Below are 16,573 nucleotides of genomic sequence, written 5' to 3'. Positions count from 1 at the left end.
TTGAACCAGAGGATGGATTCAAAGACGAGGTAGGTTCCGACCAGGACGAGGATCAGGTACTCCGAGACGTTGGCGCCGTGGTTGGCGGCGGAGATGATTTCTCCAACGATGGTGAAGGCCAGGGCGGTGGCGGGGAAGGCGATCCAGAAGAAGATGGCGTTGTCCCAGAGGCGGCGGATGGTGAAGAAGACGAGGAATCCGGTGAAGAGATACATGGAGAGGGTATCGAACATGCCGGCCCACTCTTTCATGGATCCGTGGAACCACATGCTTCCGAGTCCCAGAAAGAGGGCCGCGAAGATGTAGGTGTCGGGCATGAGGGAGTCGTTCTCGATGAGCTTGGAGCTGGAGCCGTCACTCCGCGAGTAGTAGACGCCGAGGGCGATGAGGAAGGCAGTGAGGATGGAGTAGAGGTTGAACCAGGTGTTGATTTTCTGGCGAACGCCTGGGGGGCCGAGGGCGGCGTCAGGGACGGAGAAGGCTTCGCAGTAGCAGGTATTGTCTTTGGCGACTTTGTTTTTGAGGGCGGTGTAAGCGTTGAGCACGGCGCGGCTGGCGTGCGGGGAGGGGGGGATGAAGGCGGCGGCGCCGTTGGCGGCGGGGGTGTCATCACCCCAGAGGCATCCGTTTGCATCTCCGGGCCAGCCGGCGAAGAAAAAGATCATGAAGGCGCCGAGAACCAGGACGGTTCCGCCGAGCCAGACGACAAAGCCGCGATAGGGCAGGAAGCCAGACATAGTTAGCTCCTCAGGCGCGCGTGACCTATTGGGCGCGCCGGATTACGAGCACACGTTGCGCGGTAGTCCATGAGCCGAGGTCGATGGGACCGCTGGAGACGACTTCGACGCTGCGGGTGGTACCGCCGGCTTCGTCTAATAGCTGCTGCAAGGGATCGTCGCTGGCCGGAATGTCGTCGAGGCCGCGGATCTGATTCTGGGTGAGGGGACGCAGATTGATGGGCTTGAAGCTGGCGAAGACCTTGAGCACGTCAGTGACGGTGGATCGGCCTTTGGGGACGGAGGGGCGCAGGGAGCGGGTGAGGTTGGTTCCTGGCTTGAGGACGGCCTGCGAGCCCTCCTGCGCGGGATAGACCACGGCCACGCTGCCGTCACTGGAGAGATCGAGAATGGCGACGTAGAGGTCGCGCTCGTAGTTGTTGGTGAGGGTGGCGTCAACGATTTCGCCTTCTTTGACTCCTGCATCGGGACGGCCGACCTTGGCCATGGGGTCGCGGGTCTGGTGGCCTTTGAGGATGAAGGACACGGCGATATCGGACTGCGCGTTGCGGATGGAGAGGACGCTGAACCACTTTGCCCAGAGCTTGAGCTGGTCGGCGACGCGGGTGGCTGCGTCGGGATCAGTGAGGGGTACGGGCGTGGAGCGGGTGGAGGAGTCAGCGCCGAGGGTCTGGAGGGTTCCGCCGCTCTGGCGCACCTGCATGTTGCAGAGGGTGGGGTTGGTGACGATTTCGATGTACTTGACGGGTTCGAGGGCGGTGCGGAGAGCTTGCAGGGATTGCGAGTCCTGGGGGCCGTCAAGGTAGACGCGCATTTTGGCGGCGCCGTAGCGATGTTCGCGCTCGACGGCGCGGGAGGCGGAGGGGATCTTGACGCCGGCGGCGGTGACGGCGGCTTCAGAGCTCAGCGCGGAGACGGCGGTGAGGCGGACGCGGGTCAAAGGCTTTTCAGGCGGGGCGAATTTTTTGCTGCCGGGCGGATAGATGTCGTAGGTGGATCCGACGGTGGCGCCTTCGACTTGGCCGACGCCGAGGGTGATGTGGCGTGGATCGTCGAGGGAGGGGGATGCGACGACGTAGTTACGGGCGAGGCTGGCGCCGTCGCCAAAGACGAACTGATCCTGCTCGACGCCTTCAAGGGAGACGTGCTGATTGGGGTAGACGGCGGCAACGTTGCCGATGACGTTGTCCATGACGTCGCGCCAGGTGGCGCCGGCGCGGGCGGAGCGAAGCTGCTGGCCGAGGAAGAAGGTGAGGGCGCCGTGATCTTTGCCGTCGGCGACGTGTTCAAAGGCACTTTCGCGCGAGGTGGCTGCGGAGATGAAGGCGAACTTAGGGCTGGCGGCGGTGTCGGCGGGGCTGACGTTGCGGGAGGCGGACTTGATTTCGGCGACGGCGGCGGGGGAGACTTCGCGGGTATCGGGCGGAATGGAGCGCACGCGGGCGCCGCGGACCAGGGTGCCGGAGTGGCAACTGTCGAGGATGAAGGTGACGTTGCTGGTTTTGGAGGCGAGCTGGACGAGGAGGGGATGGAGCTCGGCGCCGCTGATGTCGAAGACTTTGCCCTGGGGGTCGCGGGAGTCGTAGGGGACGATGGTTTCATCGAGGCCGCTGGCCATGGCGCCGGTGACGTCTTTCATCTGCGAGCCGTGGCCGCTGTAGTGGAAGACGACGATGTCGCCCGGGTGGGCTTTGGCGATGAGCTGGGTTTTGATGGCGTTGAGGATGGCGGCGTGGGTGGCCTGGGCGTTGGTGAGGCTGAGGATGTTTTCAGGCGGGAAGCCGAATTTGCCGATGAGGAGCTGGCGCATGTCTTCGACGTCGTTGACGGAGCCGGCCAGCGGGGAGACGGCGTTGGGGTATTGGTAATTGTTGATGCCGATGAGGAGGGCGTATTTGTTGTGGCTGCCGCCGGCATCGCGGGCGGTGGGCTGATCCTCCTGCGAGAGCGCGAAGGGGGTGAGGCAGAGGAGCAGGGCGAGAGTGAACAGGGCGAGGCGTTTCGGTGTTGGCATGCGGTCCTCGTGCGAGGGGGGGATCGGACCCGGGGGAAGCAAAAGCGGATTCCCTGCGGGAATGACAGAAAGAAAAGCAAAAGCAAGAGCAAAAGCAAGAGCGGGTTTTTCACTGCGTTCAGAATGACAAGTTGTCAGTGATGTTGGCGGTTAGTCATCGATGCCTTTGTACTGAACTGGGAAGTAGCCTTTGTAGAGCGACCAGGCGCGGGGGTGGCAGAGGACGCGGGCGGCGCTGCCGGAGGCTTCGCAGACGTTGATGGTGCCGTCAGCGTTGTAGCCCATGAAGAGAACGACGTGGGAGCCGGGTTTGACGAGGGCGTCGCCGGGTTTCATGTCGGAGTACCAGTTGTATTTGGGTTTGCCGGCGATGAGGCGGAGGCTGCTGGTGCTGTAGGCGTGGCTGCCGGCCTTGAGTCCCCAGCAGTAGGTAACGAAGCCGGAGCAATCGATGCCGGCGGTGCAGGAGAGGACGCCGAGCTGGCTGTGGCCGCCGGCGGCAAGGCCCTGGGCGAGCTTGCGATCGAAGAGGGCGATGTCGTCCATTTTGCCCCAGCCGTAGGGAAGGCCGGTGATGAGCTGGCCAGATTTCCAGTCGCTGCGATAGCGGCTGGAACAGGAGGCCTGGAGGTTGGCGGTTTTGCAGGTCCATTGATGGCCGGCCAGCTCTTTGGCGCGGCGGACCACGTCAGCGCGCGTGGTGGCCGGGATGCGCGTGACCGGGCCGGTGGGGCTGCCCTGGGCACAGAGCATGGAGGCAGAGAGCAGAAGCAGAGCGATCGAGAAACGCATTGGATGAGAGCGGAACATTTCAATTCCTCGATGCAGGTGGTTGCTTCCATCGATCAAGTTGGCATCGCCTGCGGCGACGCGGCGAGTCAGCGAGTTGGCGCGAAGAGCCGGGGAAGTACAGCAGGGACAATTCGAATCAGTTAATTCAAATCCCACACATTGATTTCGACTTCAGACGCGGTGGTCATGAGCTGGTAGACGATGCCTTTGTGTACGCGCAGTTCGTCGTTGGGAGCGATGTAGTAATCCAGCGGCATGTTGCCGGTCTGGCTGATGAGTTTTCCGCCGGAAGAATAGCGGCGGACGCTTTTTTTGACGTCGATGCCTTGATCGCTCTGGCCGGAGGTGCTTTCGAGGGCGACGTAGGCGCTGCCGTCATCGCCTGCCGCAAGCAACTGCAGGGAGAGCAGGGTGAGGGCGGGGTTTTCAAGGTGGACGTGGATGGCGTCGGAACCTGCAGCGGTGCGCCAGACCAGGCCTTCATGGGGCGATGTGACTTTGGCGGCTTCGCGGGGCGGCAGGGATTCAGAGCGATGGATCTGGCCGCCAGGGTCGAGGAGGAAGACGTCGTTCGAATGCGCGGCCTTGATTTCCGCGGCGCCATCGGGGCGGAGGGTAACGCCGGCGGGGACAAAGTCCAGCGGCACGGATTGGAGGAAGCGGCCATCGGAGCTGTAGCGGGCGAGTCTCTGCATGAGCGGATCGGTAATGAGGAAGCCGCCGTCGGCGGACACATCGAAGCTGTCCGGGCCCTGCGGGGGCTCGTCGTCGCCGCCTTTGCTTACTGCCAGATCGGGAAGCTGAAGGTTTGAGTCTTGTGCAGTCTCATGGGCCGCGACGGTTCGGAGCGGGATTCGCACGACGCGCGTGATTTTGACTGTCCGAGAGGCTGCGTCCGAGGCTGCATTCTGGGGAGCGCCAGTTGCCTGGGCTCCTGCGAGCACTGTCGCCAGGGCGAGAAACGCGAGGGAGCTTCGTCTCATGGCGGCACCGGGGTTGAGCGAATTCATAGTGCGCTGTTCAGATTTCCGCGAGGGAAGGTGTTGCGGGGAAACTACCTCGCATGAACCTGTGGTTTTGAAACGCCGATTGTGACGGCTGCAGGAGCAGATGTTACAGGAGACGTGTTCGAGCGTCCAGAGTTTTTTCGAACGAGCGGCGCGGCGAACGGCAGCGGCAAAGGTAAATGGCGCGGTTGTGTGCGCATGTGTGACGATTCGCTTGACTTGTGTCGTGCAGTCGGATATTTTTGCGCTCACAGAACTGCAGTGTCTGCCTTTTTCCCCTTGGGTCCGCAGAAAGGTGCGACCCGGCAACTGGGAGTTCGGAATTCAAGGCTGCCTTCAAGAGCAGACTGAGTCTCGCATCCGCCGAGGATGATTCCAACAGATTGCCGAGTGCTTGAACCGATGGCCGATCCGGTAGATCGTCCGATCATCGACTGGGCGGAGCGCGTCCATCCGGGTTTGACGTGCACGCTTGCGCCGCCGGCTGCGAAGAATGCGGGCCGGGGGGTGAGTGTGTACCTGATGGATGTTCTGCACACGCCGGGGCATGTGACGGCGAAGCCAGCGCCATTGCAATTGACTCTTCGGTACCTGGTGACGGCCTGGGCGGAGACGCCGGAAGATGCGCATCAACTGCTGACGGAGCTGGCGTTTTCTGCCTTGGGGAATGCGGAGTTTCAGGTGGAGATGGAGCCGTTGCCGGCCGCGTTATGGACGGCATTCGGCGTTCCGCCGGTGCCGTCGTTTGTGGTGAGGTTGCCGCTGCGGCAGGCGCGGACGGAGACGCCGAGCAAGATGGTCCGGCAGAAGCTGCAGATTGCAGCGACGACGATGGTTCAGTTTTACGGTGTGGTTCTGGGGCCGGGCGATACGCCTCTTTCCGGTTCGCTGGTTGATATTCCTGCCATGGCGCTTTCAGTGAGCGCGGACTACCGGGGGAGGTTTTTATTTTCCTCGGTTCCGTCTCAGGGTGCAAAGACGTTGCGTGTTCGCGCCAAGGGGCGTGAACTGACGATTCGCTGCGAAGGCTCTTTCCCGGATGAGGAAGAACCCTTCGTCATCCACTTCACTCCATTGGAGAACTGACGATGCCCAGTACGTATCACATGAGTCCCGGGGTCAGGATTGAGGAGATACCCGGCGAGCGGACGGTTGAAGCTGTGGGCACGAGCACGGCGGCGTTTGTAGGAGTTGCGCCGCGGGCAGATGCACACCTCAACGAGGCCTATGCGGTGAACAGCTGGTCGCAGTTCGTGAAGGAGTATGTGCCGGCTGACGCCGGGGTGAGCACAGCTCTTTCGCATGCGGTGGCGGGATTTTTCCAGAACGGCGGAAGTCGCTGTTACGTGGTGAATATCGCGGCGGGAGATGCGATTGGGGGTGTGGAGAAGCCGAGGCGCACGGGCCTGAAGCTGCTGGAGGAGGTCGACGATGTGTCGATTGTGGCGGCGCCGGGCTACTCGGATGTGGGCGCGCACGAGGCGCTGCAGACGCATGCGGAGAAGATGGGCAACTGCTTTGTGATTCTCGACCCGCCGGCGACGGTGCCGGATGTGGATCTGCTGAAAACGGTGGAGGCCGCGCCTGTGCCGCCCAGCGGAGGCAAGAAGGGGGCGGCCGGCGGCGATGGAGATGCGGGAAGCGCACCGCCGCCTGCGGGCCTTCGGCCGCGGGTGAGCAAAGATGGCAGGGCCGCGATCTACTATCCCAACCTGGTGATTGCGGATCCGCTTTCAGCCAAGGGCGACCTGGTGCTGACATCGCCGTCGGGATTTATGGCGGGCGTGTATGCGCGGACCGATAAAGAGCGCGGGGTGCACAAGGCGCCGGCCAACGTGTCGTTGCGCGGGGTGCTGAACCTGACGTATCGCGTGACGGATGCGGAGCAGGCGGATTTGAATTCGGCGGGGATCAATGTGATTCGTTTCTTCCGGCGCGACGGGGTGCTGGTGTGGGGCGCGCGGACGCTGGCGGAGGAGTCAAGCGAGTGGCGCTATGTGAATGTGCGGCGGCTCACGATCATGCTGGAAGAATCGATCTTGCGGGCCACGACGTGGGCGGTGTTTGAGCCGAACGATCTGGGTTTATGGAAGACGCTGCGGTTTGAAATTTCGAATTTTTTGACGCGGGTGTGGCGTGACGGGGCACTGAGGGGCGGGAGTCCTGAAGAGGCCTTTTTTGTGAAGTGCGATGCCGAGACCAATCCGCCCGAGGTGGTGGATGCGGGGCAGGTGGTGGTGGTGATCGGGTTTGCGCCCAGCAAGCCGGCGGAGTTTGTGATCATCCGCATCGGACAGCACGCCGGCGGCGGCAGTGCGGAAATCATCTAGAGCGAAGACGAGGAGAGAGACATGCCTGATGCTGGTGAGACGAATGCGGGCGCGCAGCCTGGAACGTTTATTGATCCGTACCGCTCGTATAACTTCCAGATTCAGATACGCGGCGTGGTGGAAGGTCATTTCACGTATTGCAGCGACATGTGCGTGACGGTGGATGCGATCTCGTATCGCGAGGGCGGGATGCAGCAGATTGTGCATCGGCTTCCGGGGCAGGTGCAGTACTGCGACATCACGCTGCGCTATGGCCTGTCGAATTCGAGGGATCTATTCGACTGGATGATGAGCGGGGTGAGCGGGAAGGTGGATCGCAGGACTGTGGCCATTGTGCTGCTGGACTCGGATGGGGTGGCGGAAAAGCTGCGCTGGAACCTGTCGAACGCGTGGCCGTCGCGGTGGCGCGCGGCTCCGCTGGATGCGCTGGGCCGTGAAGTTGCGATTGAGGAGCTGACGCTGGTTTATGAAAGCATCGTTCGTTCCTGAAAATCCGGAGTCACGCTCGAACCGCGGGTGGTCGGTGCGGATTGCGCGGCGCCTGCGCGACTGGCTTGACGATTATCTGGAGCCGAGAGAGGCTGCCGCGCAGGAGGCCGCGCCGGCTGCGGACGCGGGTTCGCAGGGCGAGGGGAGTGTCGCGGATGGATTGCTGACGGGTGGCGGACCGCCGGCAGATTGGCTGGAGCGGGTGCGGGCGGGTGCGCCGGAGTTGCTGGTGCAGCCGGAGGACGGAGGCACGCCGCGCATGGGCGTGGAAGCCCGGCCGTTGTTTCCGGCTGAGGGCGAGACGCGGATGCGGGTTCCGTTGTTTGCTGAGTCGAAGGGGATTGGCCGAAGGGAGTTGGACGGCAGCCGCGCACGGCACCGGGTTCCACCCGAAACGGCGAGAATGCAGCAGCAGGCCCCTGGCAATGCTCCGGATGGCAAATTGGGAGCGGAAGCCGGCGCAAAGGCAAACGCGGGTTCAGGCGCGAGCGATAAGCATGCGGGGATTGAGCTGGACAGCAGATTGCCTTCGGGAATGACAGACAGAAAAGCAAGAGCAAAAGCAGAAGCAAAGGCGGGAGCAGATACAAAGGCGAAGGCGATTCCGCGCGCGAGTGATAAGCAGGCGGGGATTGAGTCGAACAGCAGATTCTCTTCGGGAAGGACAGAAAGAAAAGCAGAAGCAAGAGCAAAGGCCAATGCAGGGGATGAGCGCGCCGGGATTGAGCTGGACAGCAGATTCCCTGCGGGAATGACAGAAAGAAAAGCAGAAGCAGCAGCAAATGCACATGCACATGCGCATGCGAGCGTGAACGCGAAGGCGCGGGTGTGGCCAGGTGTGGAGCATGCCGAGGTTGGAAGTGTGCGGGAGAGTGAGCCTCCCAGGGACAACGTGCGGCTGGTGAGGCCGTCGCCCGCGGAGTTGTGGCCTGAAGTCTTTGGAGAACGCGCGCGGACGGAGGCGGCTTCGCGGTTTGTGCGCTCCGGGAGCGGAGATGCGGAGGCTGCGCAAGTTGCGGGGATGGCGCGCAGGGAGCCGGTGCGGTCTTCCGTTGCGCATGGGGTGTGGGCGCATTCGCCCGCGGAGCGTGGGTTTCCGCAGATGCGGTTGCCGATGACGGGGTCGAGCCGTTCTGCACAGAGCATGGCGGCTGAAGAGCAGTGGCCGGAGGATATGCGCGATTTGTGGCCGGAGCTTCCCGCCGCGCCTGACTCCGCGGGTGTGGAGATGTCGCGGAGCATGCGGCAGTGGGAGCGCGCGATGCGCGTGGATCGCGAACAGCGAGGGGAGTTCTAAGTGGAGCGCGCGTCGTTCCTTGTGGAGAAGACCGGAGAGCGGATCGACTGCCTGCTGAATCCGGCGAGCGTGGTGGTGCGCAGGCAGGCGGGCGTGCATCATCGGCGCTCGTCAACGGGACCGCTGAGCGCGATGGCGCTCAAGGATGATCCGCTGCTTTACACCGGCGGGGGCACGACGGAAATGCTGCTGGATCTGCTGTTCGACACGTCGCTGGTTGGGCCGGAGAACGTGACGGAGGATGTGCGGTCGCTGACGGGTCCGCTGGCGCGGCTTGCCGAGGGCAGCAACGCGGACGACGGGAGCGGGCAGGCGCCGCTGGTGCGGTTTGTGTGGGGCAAGGCGTGGAATGTGCTGGGGGTGGTGACGGCGCTGGCGGAGCGGCTGGAGTATTTCAATCCTGAGGGTGCGCCGCAGCGGAGCTGGCTGCGGATGCGGCTGCAGCGGGTGAGCTCGCCGCTGCTGCAGATGGTGGAGAACTGGGTTGAGGATGTGGTGGTGTCGGAGTTGCCGGTTGCCGAGGATGTGGCGATCGAGGATCTGCGTTTTTTTGAGATGACGGGATCGGGCGAGGACGGCGGAGACGAGGGCGGCGGGCAGACGACCGAACGCCTGGATGAAGTGGCGTATCGCATGTATGGGAATCCGACGTGGTGGCGCAGGATTGCGAACTTCAACGACATTGACGATCCGTGGGATGTAGCGCCGGGGAGGCTGCTGGCGGTTCCGCCGGAGTCGGCGACGGGGGGCGAGGCATGAGCACTGCTGCGAACACCGTTGCGGGGAGCGTGGGGAGCGGCGTTGCGATTCTGCCGCAGTATGACCTGGAGGTAAACGGCGAGACGCTGCCGCAGGAACTGGCGGGCGCGCTCGAGGATATCCAGGTGCAGCGGCGGTTGTCGCAGCCGAGCCGGTGCGAGCTGACGTTTCGCGCGGATCGCGAGCATCTGGGCGATCTGGGCTCAATTGCGGTGGGTGCGAAGCTTCGCATCGCAGTGACGCCGACGTCGCAGTCGTTGTTCGACGGAGAGGTGACGTCGATTGAGTATGAGTATGAGCCGAACGCCGCGGAGGTGGTGCGGGTGCGCGGGTATGACGCGTTGCACCACCTGAGGAAGCGGCAGCCGGTGAAGGTACACGTGGAGGTGACGCCACAGGACCTGGCGCGGGACCTGGTTTCCGACCTGGGGCTGACGGTGGAAGCGGATGATCCGGGGCCGGTGATTCGGCGGATTATCCAGCATCAGCAGTCGGATTTCGAGATGCTGGTGGAGGAAGCGCGGCGGGTGGGTTTGTACCTCGCGCTGGATGACGATGTGCTGCGCATGGTGACGCTGGAGGGCAGCGGCGATGCGATTGCGCTGGAGCTGGGGCGGTCGCTGCTGGAAGTGCGCGTGGAGCTGAATGGGGAGCAGGCATGCCGCTCAGTGACGGCGCGGGGATGGGATGCGTCGCGCGTGGAGGCGCACGAGGGCACGGTGTCTGGTGCGCGAAGCGGGCGCAGTATTCAGGCGGCGGCGGGGCCGGACAGTTTTGGCGAAGGTGGCGAGCGCACGCTTACGGGCGAGTCGTTTCCCGATGATGGGCACGCGGAGGCGGTGGCGCAGGCGGAGCTGGATATCAGGACGGCGCGGGAGGCTACGCTGTGGGGCGTGGCGGAGGGCAACGCGGAGCTGGTGCCGGGCGCGCGGATTGATGTGTCGGGCGTGGCGAGCGCATTTGAAGGGCAGTATGTGCTGACGTCAGTGAAGCACACGCTGAACCGGCAGAGCGGATTTGTTTCGGAGATTTCGACGGAAGCTCCGGCGCTCGATCGGCGATCGAAGTCGGCGTCGGTGGCATGGGGACGGGTGACGCGCGTGGATGACCCGGAAAACTATGGGCGCGTGCAGGTGGCTCTTCCGGCAATGGGCGAGGTGGAGACGGGATGGATGGGCGTGCTGGCTCCGGGCGCGGGCAGCGGCAAGGGCGTGGTGGCGCTGCCGGATGTGGGGGATGAGGTCCTGGTGCTGCTGATTGAGGGCGATCCATCGCTGGGCGTGGTGCTGGGCGGGTTGTACGGGACGAAGGGTGGGGCGGACTTCGGTGTGGAAGGGACCGCAGTGCGGCGCTACACGATCGCGACTCCGGGTGGGCAGAAGATTCGGCTGGATGATGGCGCGTCTTCGATTCGCATGGAGGACAAGACGGGGAACGTTGTGGAGCTGTCGCCGAAGAAGGTGAGTGTGCACGCGGCTGTGGACCTGGAGATTGAGGCGCCGGGCAAGGCCATTGTGATTACCGCAAGCACGATTGATTTCAGGAAGGGTTGAGATGCTGGTGATCACGGAAGACGCGGGTGTTTATTGCAAGCACGGGCCGGGGCACGTGAAGAACCGGCCGAGCCAGGATTGGCTAACGGTTGAGAAGCGGCGCGTGCTGGTGGAGGACGATCCGGTGGGCCGGTCGATTTCGCACTGCCCGAGCACTGTGCCATTCAAGCCGTGTTTGCTGACGCTGCCGGTGATCAAGGGGTATTCGGAATTTATTCGCGTGGATGGTCACAGGATCTGTTTGCAGTCGGTGACTGGATTGACGGACGGAACGCCGCCGGGCGTGGTGCTTTACGTGGTGCGCACACCGGGGCAGGACTTTGTATCGGAGAAGTGATGGAAGGCCGCTTTCGAGCGTGGAGATTTGTGCATCCCGACTTTGACAAGGCAGATGGCGCGGCGGGGCTGCGCGTGTCGAGCCTGGGCAAGGCGGAGATGGTGGAGGAGCATGCCGCGGTGCGACAGGCGCTGCTGCTGCTGCTGTCCACGCGCCCGGGGGAGAGGGTGATGCATCCGCACTACGGGTGCAATCTGCATCGGCTGATTTTTGCGCCGAACGATGAGACTACGGCGGGTCTGGCGATTCATTATGTGCGGCAGGCGCTCACGCGTTTTGAGCCGCGGGTGGATGTGCTGCGGATTGACGCGCTGCGCGACGAGAATGCGATGTCTGCGGGGCGGCTTGAGATTGTGCTGGAGTACCGCGTGAAGGCTACGCAACGAGCGGATGAGCTGACGTTTCCGTTCGATTTGATGGGAGAACGCACCTGATGCCGCTGCCTACACCGAACCTGGATGATCGTAGTTTCGCGCAGCTTGTAGAGGAGGCGCGGTCGCGCATTGCGGGGGCTTGCCCGGCGTGGACCGATCTGTCAATCGGCGATCCGGGGATGGCGCTGGTGGAGGTATTCGCGTATCTGACGGAGACGCTGATCTACCGGTTTAATCGTGTCCCGGAAAAGGCATATGTCGAGTTTCTGCGGCTTCTGGGGGTGACGCTGATGCCTCCGGCATCGGCGACGGTGAACCTGGCGTTCACGTTGTCGCAGGCGCTGCCGAAGGCGATGGAGATCCCGCGCGGCACGCGGGTGACGATTGCGAGGGTGGGAAGCCGCGGGGAAGCGCCGGTGTTTGTGACGGAGCAGAGCGTGCTCATCCCGGCAGGAGAGACGAAGGGGGAAGTAGCGGCGCTGCATTGCGAGTTAATTGAGGGCGAGCTTCTGGGAACGGGAACCGGAGCCCCGGGGCAAGCCTACAAGGTGACGCGTCCGCCGGTGGTGGCGCGCATTGGCAGCGACATGGACATCACGGTGGGCATTGAAGCCAGCGATGAGGAGAGAACGGCGCGGCTCTCAGGCAGGGAGCTGAACGGCAAGTTCTACCGCACATGGCGGGAGGTGCAGAACTTTACGGACACGGGGCCCGATCCGTTTGTCTACGTGCTGGACAGGATGTCGGGCGTGATTACGTTCGCACCGGCGGTGAGGATTACAGGCGCGGATGGAACGCTGGGTGAGGTTCCGCAGGCGTTGGCAGCGGTACCTGCGACGGGGCGCGAGATTCGCGCGTGGTATTGCCGCGGCGGAGGCCAGGCGGGCAATGTGGCGGCCAACACGCTGACGGTGCTGAAGGACAATATTCCGGGCGTGTCGGTGACCAATCCTGAAGCCGCGGTGGGAGGAAGGTCAGAAGAGACGCTGGACAATGCGCTGAAGCGCGGTCCGCATGAATTTCATTCCCTGGAGCGGGCGGTGACGGCGCGCGATTTTGAGTTGATCGCGGCGCGGTCGGGAGCAGTGAGCCGCACGCGGGCGTTTACGCGGGCTTCGTTGTGGACGTTTGCGGCGCCGGGAACGGTTGAGGTGGTTCTGGTGCCGTATGTGGACGAAGGCAAGCGGCGCGGACGGCTGCAGGTGGAGGACTTGCAGGCGCTGCAGACGGAGAAGGCGCGCAGCCAGATTCAGCAGGTGCTGGACGAGCGGCGTCCTCTGGGGACGACGTGCCTGGTGAACTGGGCGCACTACAAGTGCGTGAAGATGAAGGCGAGGATTGTGGCGCATCCCGAGGAGGACCTGGTGGCGCTGCGGCAGCGGGTGTTGAACCGGCTGCATGAGACGATCAGCCCGGTGGCTGTGGGCTCGAATCCGGGGTGGCGATTTGGGCAGGCGCTGCGTATCTCGAATCTCTACGATGCGGTGCTGGCGGAGCCGAGCGTGGCGTATGTCGACAATCCGCAGTTTGTTGTGGACGAGGTCCCGGAGAAGGATGTGACGTGCGTGGAGGCGGACCAGTTCCAGCCGGCGACCTGGTATGCGGGGCGCGATGAGACGCTCTACCGGTCGCTGGATGGCGGCGATGGGTGGGACCCGTGCGGGAAGTTTGCGGAGCAGACGGTGACGGTGGCGCGCGCCAATGCGGAGGTGCCGGGATTGCTGGCTGTTCTTACGAACGGGGCGAATGGGACAAAGGATGCGGAGTCGGCGGGGTCGCACATTTACATCTCGTTGGACTGCGGCGAGCGCTGGGAGGAGAGGGCGCGCACGAGCTACACCATCACCGATGTGGCGTGGATTACGCGCGATGGGAAGCAGGTGATGCTGCTGGCAACGGATGTGGGGCTCTACGAGCTTTCGCTGGATGCGGGCGCGTCGTTGCTGCAGATTTTTGTGCGGTCCGGCGATGAGGCGGTGGGGTATCACACGGTGGCAGCGGCCAGGAATACGCGCGGGGCCTATTATGTGGCCGTCGCGGCGCGCGAATCGGGCGGCACTTTCTTATCCGCGGAAGGCGGGCGGGGAAACACGTTCAACAACATTGGGCTTGCCGGGGATGATGTGCGGTTGCTGGAGGTGCAGCGCGATGGTTCGAGACTGTTTCTCTGGGCGGGTGTGGCGGCGGCGTCGGCGGGCGATCCGGGCAAGGGATGCCGGGTGATTGAACTGGTGGCGGGCCAGGAGCCAGCCGCGAACTGGGATGTGTACAACAAGAACTGGCAGGGCGGCAGCTGCGTGAATCTGGTGTTCGCGCAGGGGAGTATTTACGCGGGGACGTATGACGGGGGAGTTTTGAAGCTGGGGGGGCGGACGGACGGTGCGGCGTGGGAGCCCTCGGATGTGCGTTGCGGCTTGCCTTTGTCAACGAAGCAGCATCCGTTTGAGCGCATTGACGCACTGGGGACGGACCCGGCGGGGAGCCTGCTGATGGCGGGAGGCGTATCGGGGGTGTTTCGGTCGCGCGATGGTGCGGACCATTTCGAGAGTTGTTCCCGCGGCGTGTTTACCGATAAGGTGTCGCTACCGCCGAACTGGCTGTTCTGCTCAGGAGATCACGATATCGAGGTGGTGAGTGAAGCAGTCGCAGATTAAGAAACTGCTTCCGTGGGTGTACCAGCGCACGGCGCAGCCGGGGAATCCGCTGGCGGCGCTGCTGGAGGTGATGCAGGATCTGCACGCGCCGGTGGAGGCAACGATCGGGCGTCTGGATTCGATGTTCGATCCGCGGCGGACCTCCGATGGATTTGTTTCGTATCTTGCCGGTTGGGTGGACCTGGGGGTTTTGATTGACATGTCGCGGGGCGGAGGGCCGGCCGCTTCAAAGACGTTTCCAACCGGCCTGGGACGGCTGCGCGAGTTGATTGCGTCGGCAGCCATGCTGTCAGAGTGGCGCGGCACCAAGAAGGGGCTGCAGATGTTTCTGGAGATTGCGACGGGGGCGAGCGGCTTCTCGATTGACGAACAGGTCCGTGGGCCTGATGGCTCGGTCATGCCTTTTCATCTTCAGGTGACGGCGCCGAAGGATCTTGTGATGCACCGCTCGCTTCTGGAGCGGATTATCGAGCTGGAAAAGCCGGCGTATGTGACATACCAACTCAGTTTTCAGGATTGACGTGGAGGAAGCATGGCGAAGTTATTCGATATTTCAATTCCCGAGGGGGCTTCAAACCTCAAGCTGGACAGCCAGGGGCGGGGCAGCGTTCATTACACCGTGAAGTCGCTCACCAGAGTTCCCATTGATGCGCGCGGGGTTCTGATTGCGATGCCGAACACGTCAGTGGATCCGAATCATCCGGTGACCAAGGGTTGGGTAAAGATCGAGGGCAAGCCGGAGCGGCATCTGGACGTGAATGGGGAGGACGCGTTCACGGTGACGGTGGCGGTGCCGCCGAAGAGTGTGGCGGGAACTTATAGCTATCGCCTTGACGTGGTGTCGGCAGCGAGGCCGGATGAAGGTGATTCAAGCCCTGTGGTGACATTCAAGGTGGAGGCGAAAGAGAAGCCCAAGACCAACTGGGGCATCATCGCCGCGGTGATCGCCGTGGTGGTGGTGGTGGGCGGAGTGATGATATGGCTGATCGCGCGCAAGTCCGGCGGAGGCGTGCCGAACGTTGTGGGGATGAACATCGCGGACGCAACGGCGGCGCTGACGAAGGTCAACGTGCGGATTCAGCAGCCGGTCGTCACCAAGGTGGGAGCTGCCACTGATGCGGATAAGGTGCTGGAACAGTCCTTACCCGAGGGCACGAAGATTGCGGTGGACACGACGGTTGCGCTGACGGTGGGCGCCGAGCTTGTGCAGGTTCCGAATATTATTGGGCAGTCCGTGGCGGATGCCCAGAAGACGCTGGCGACTGCTCATCTGAGCCTGGGAAAGGCGACCAACGCTCCCAACGGCAACTTCTCGGCCGGGGTGGTCTGGAAGCAGTCTCCGGATGTGAACCTCAGCGTGAAGACCAATTCCGCCGTCGACGTGAACGTGACGCCGCAGACGGTGGCGGTGCCGGCGCTCACCGGGATCGGGCTCAGCGACGTGATTGGGCGGGTGCAGGGAGCGCAGCTTACGCTGTCGGGATTTTCAGGCAACCTGACCGGCAGCCCCACGATCGCGCAGTCGATTCCGCCGGGAACGCCGGTGCCCATCGGCACGGCGGTGACCGTGACGTTCCCGTCCACAAATGTTTGCGTCATAGCGGGCCGTTGCATTTACACGGGCGCTACGGCACGGCTTCTGGCTCCGAAGGTTGCGCACTGGTAGAGCTGATGTGCCGAGGATGGAGAGTGCATGAAGGTCGCGATCATCGTGCTGCTTGTTATAGCCGGGTTGTTTGTCGCGTTGATGTTCACCGGCAATAAGAAGAACCAGGGGGCGCAGGGATCGGGCGGTTCGCCGGATCCGGATACGTTCAGCGCCGACGACTATCCGGCGGTGGGTTGGCTGGGGTCGGCGCTGGGCGCATTCAGTCCCAAGCTGACGGTGGCGCAAATTCAGCCTGCGGTTGCGCAGTACAACATGCAAACGCAGGCGAACTACTCGCTGCGGATTGCGGCGGACGCGAAGAACAAGTTCCGGTCGGCGAAGTTCGCGGTCCCGGTTGTGGGGGGGCAGCGATGCGCGCATCTGGTGTACAAGTCGGCCGAAGCGCCGCCCACGGGACTGGACAGCCTGAAGGAGCAGGATTCAGAGAAGCTGGGGGCATCCGACAAGGCGAAGCCGAAGACGGAGATCAGCTTTACGATTTTGTCTTCAGGCGGGCAGATCACGATTGGGCGGAACACGCAGTCGGGGCAGGGCTGCGTGGCGCGGCTGGTGAAGTAGCGG

16 protein-coding genes are annotated in these 16,573 nt (G+C 63.3%); 12 read left to right on the top strand and 4 right to left on the bottom strand.

Features of this window, described 5'->3' with window-relative positions; genetic code table 11:
* The 4 genes from VGL22_RS05615 to VGL22_RS05600 all read right to left on the bottom strand — a co-directional run.
* A partial coding sequence (locus tag VGL22_RS05615; RefSeq protein WP_465265914.1) for a hypothetical protein occupies nt 1-737 on the bottom strand: 737 nt, incomplete at its 3' end.
* Nucleotides 738-762: 25 nt separating this feature from the next.
* Nucleotides 763-2,751 carry a caspase family protein gene (locus VGL22_RS05610; RefSeq protein ID WP_465265913.1) on the bottom strand — a complete coding sequence of 663 codons (1,989 nt, stop codon included), beginning with the start codon at nt 2,749-2,751 and terminating at the stop codon, nt 763-765.
* 150 nt (nt 2,752-2,901) lie between these two features.
* The gene (locus VGL22_RS05605) at nt 2,902-3,561 is read right to left on the bottom strand and encodes a hypothetical protein (RefSeq protein WP_465265912.1); all 660 of its coding nucleotides are present in this window, start codon (nt 3,559-3,561) and stop codon (nt 2,902-2,904) included.
* Between the two features lie 122 nt (nt 3,562-3,683).
* On the bottom strand, nt 3,684-4,526 hold the full coding sequence (locus VGL22_RS05600) for a hypothetical protein (protein ID WP_465265911.1): 843 nt from the start codon (nt 4,524-4,526) through the stop codon (nt 3,684-3,686).
* A 426-nt stretch (nt 4,527-4,952) separates the two neighbouring features.
* On the opposite strand from VGL22_RS05600, the gene VGL22_RS05595 reads away from it, so the two are divergent.
* Genes VGL22_RS05595 through VGL22_RS05540 form a run of 12 tightly spaced genes read left to right on the top strand, consistent with a single transcriptional unit; the run spans nt 4,953 to nt 16,570 of the window.
* Nucleotides 4,953-5,636: a Pvc16 family protein gene (locus VGL22_RS05595; RefSeq protein WP_465265910.1), complete on the top strand. Its 684-nt coding sequence runs from the start codon at nt 4,953-4,955 to the stop codon at nt 5,634-5,636.
* 2 nt (nt 5,637-5,638) lie between these two features.
* The gene (locus VGL22_RS05590; protein WP_465265909.1) at nt 5,639-6,880 is read left to right on the top strand and encodes a phage tail sheath family protein; all 1,242 of its coding nucleotides are present in this window, start codon (nt 5,639-5,641) and stop codon (nt 6,878-6,880) included.
* Nucleotides 6,881-6,901: 21 nt separating this feature from the next.
* On the top strand, nt 6,902-7,369 hold the full coding sequence (locus tag VGL22_RS05585) for a phage tail protein (protein WP_465265908.1): 468 nt from the start codon (nt 6,902-6,904) through the stop codon (nt 7,367-7,369).
* Entirely contained in the window at nt 7,347-8,666 is a 1,320-nt protein-coding gene (locus VGL22_RS05580; RefSeq protein ID WP_465265907.1) for a hypothetical protein, read from the top strand. The genes VGL22_RS05585 and VGL22_RS05580 overlap by 23 nt, the downstream gene beginning before the upstream one ends.
* Entirely contained in the window at nt 8,667-9,425 is a 759-nt protein-coding gene (locus tag VGL22_RS05575) for a CIS tube protein (RefSeq protein WP_465265906.1), read from the top strand.
* Nucleotides 9,422-10,978, top strand: a complete 1,557-nt coding sequence (locus tag VGL22_RS05570; RefSeq protein WP_465265905.1) for a phage baseplate assembly protein V — start codon at nt 9,422-9,424, stop codon at nt 10,976-10,978. The genes VGL22_RS05575 and VGL22_RS05570 overlap by 4 nt, the downstream gene beginning before the upstream one ends.
* A gap of 1 nt (nt 10,979) precedes the next feature.
* Nucleotides 10,980-11,315 (top strand): hypothetical protein, encoded by a 336-nt coding sequence (locus VGL22_RS05565; protein WP_465265904.1) that lies wholly within the window; start codon nt 10,980-10,982, stop codon nt 11,313-11,315.
* Nucleotides 11,315-11,749: a GPW/gp25 family protein gene (locus tag VGL22_RS05560; RefSeq protein WP_465265903.1), complete on the top strand. Its 435-nt coding sequence runs from the start codon at nt 11,315-11,317 to the stop codon at nt 11,747-11,749. The genes VGL22_RS05565 and VGL22_RS05560 overlap by 1 nt, the downstream gene beginning before the upstream one ends.
* Nucleotides 11,749-14,343, top strand: coding sequence for a baseplate J/gp47 family protein (locus tag VGL22_RS05555; protein ID WP_465265902.1), 2,595 nt, complete (start codon nt 11,749-11,751; stop codon nt 14,341-14,343). The genes VGL22_RS05560 and VGL22_RS05555 overlap by 1 nt, the downstream gene beginning before the upstream one ends.
* A complete protein-coding gene (locus tag VGL22_RS05550) occupies nt 14,324-14,863 on the top strand; it encodes a hypothetical protein (RefSeq protein ID WP_465265901.1) in 540 nt (179 codons plus the stop codon). The genes VGL22_RS05555 and VGL22_RS05550 overlap by 20 nt, the downstream gene beginning before the upstream one ends.
* A 12-nt stretch (nt 14,864-14,875) precedes the next feature.
* Entirely contained in the window at nt 14,876-16,009 is a 1,134-nt protein-coding gene (locus VGL22_RS05545; protein WP_465265900.1) for a PASTA domain-containing protein, read from the top strand.
* A gap of 27 nt (nt 16,010-16,036) precedes the next feature.
* Nucleotides 16,037-16,570 carry a hypothetical protein gene (locus tag VGL22_RS05540; RefSeq protein ID WP_465265899.1) on the top strand — a complete coding sequence of 178 codons (534 nt, stop codon included), beginning with the start codon at nt 16,037-16,039 and terminating at the stop codon, nt 16,568-16,570.
* Nucleotides 16,571-16,573: the final 3 nt, after the last annotated feature.

It is taken from the genome of Occallatibacter sp., from assembly GCF_036502485.1.
GTDB lineage: Bacteria > Acidobacteriota > Terriglobia > Terriglobales > Acidobacteriaceae > Telmatobacter.
Note: the sequence above shows the minus strand (reverse complement) of the source record. Positions and strands in the feature narration are given on the sequence as shown.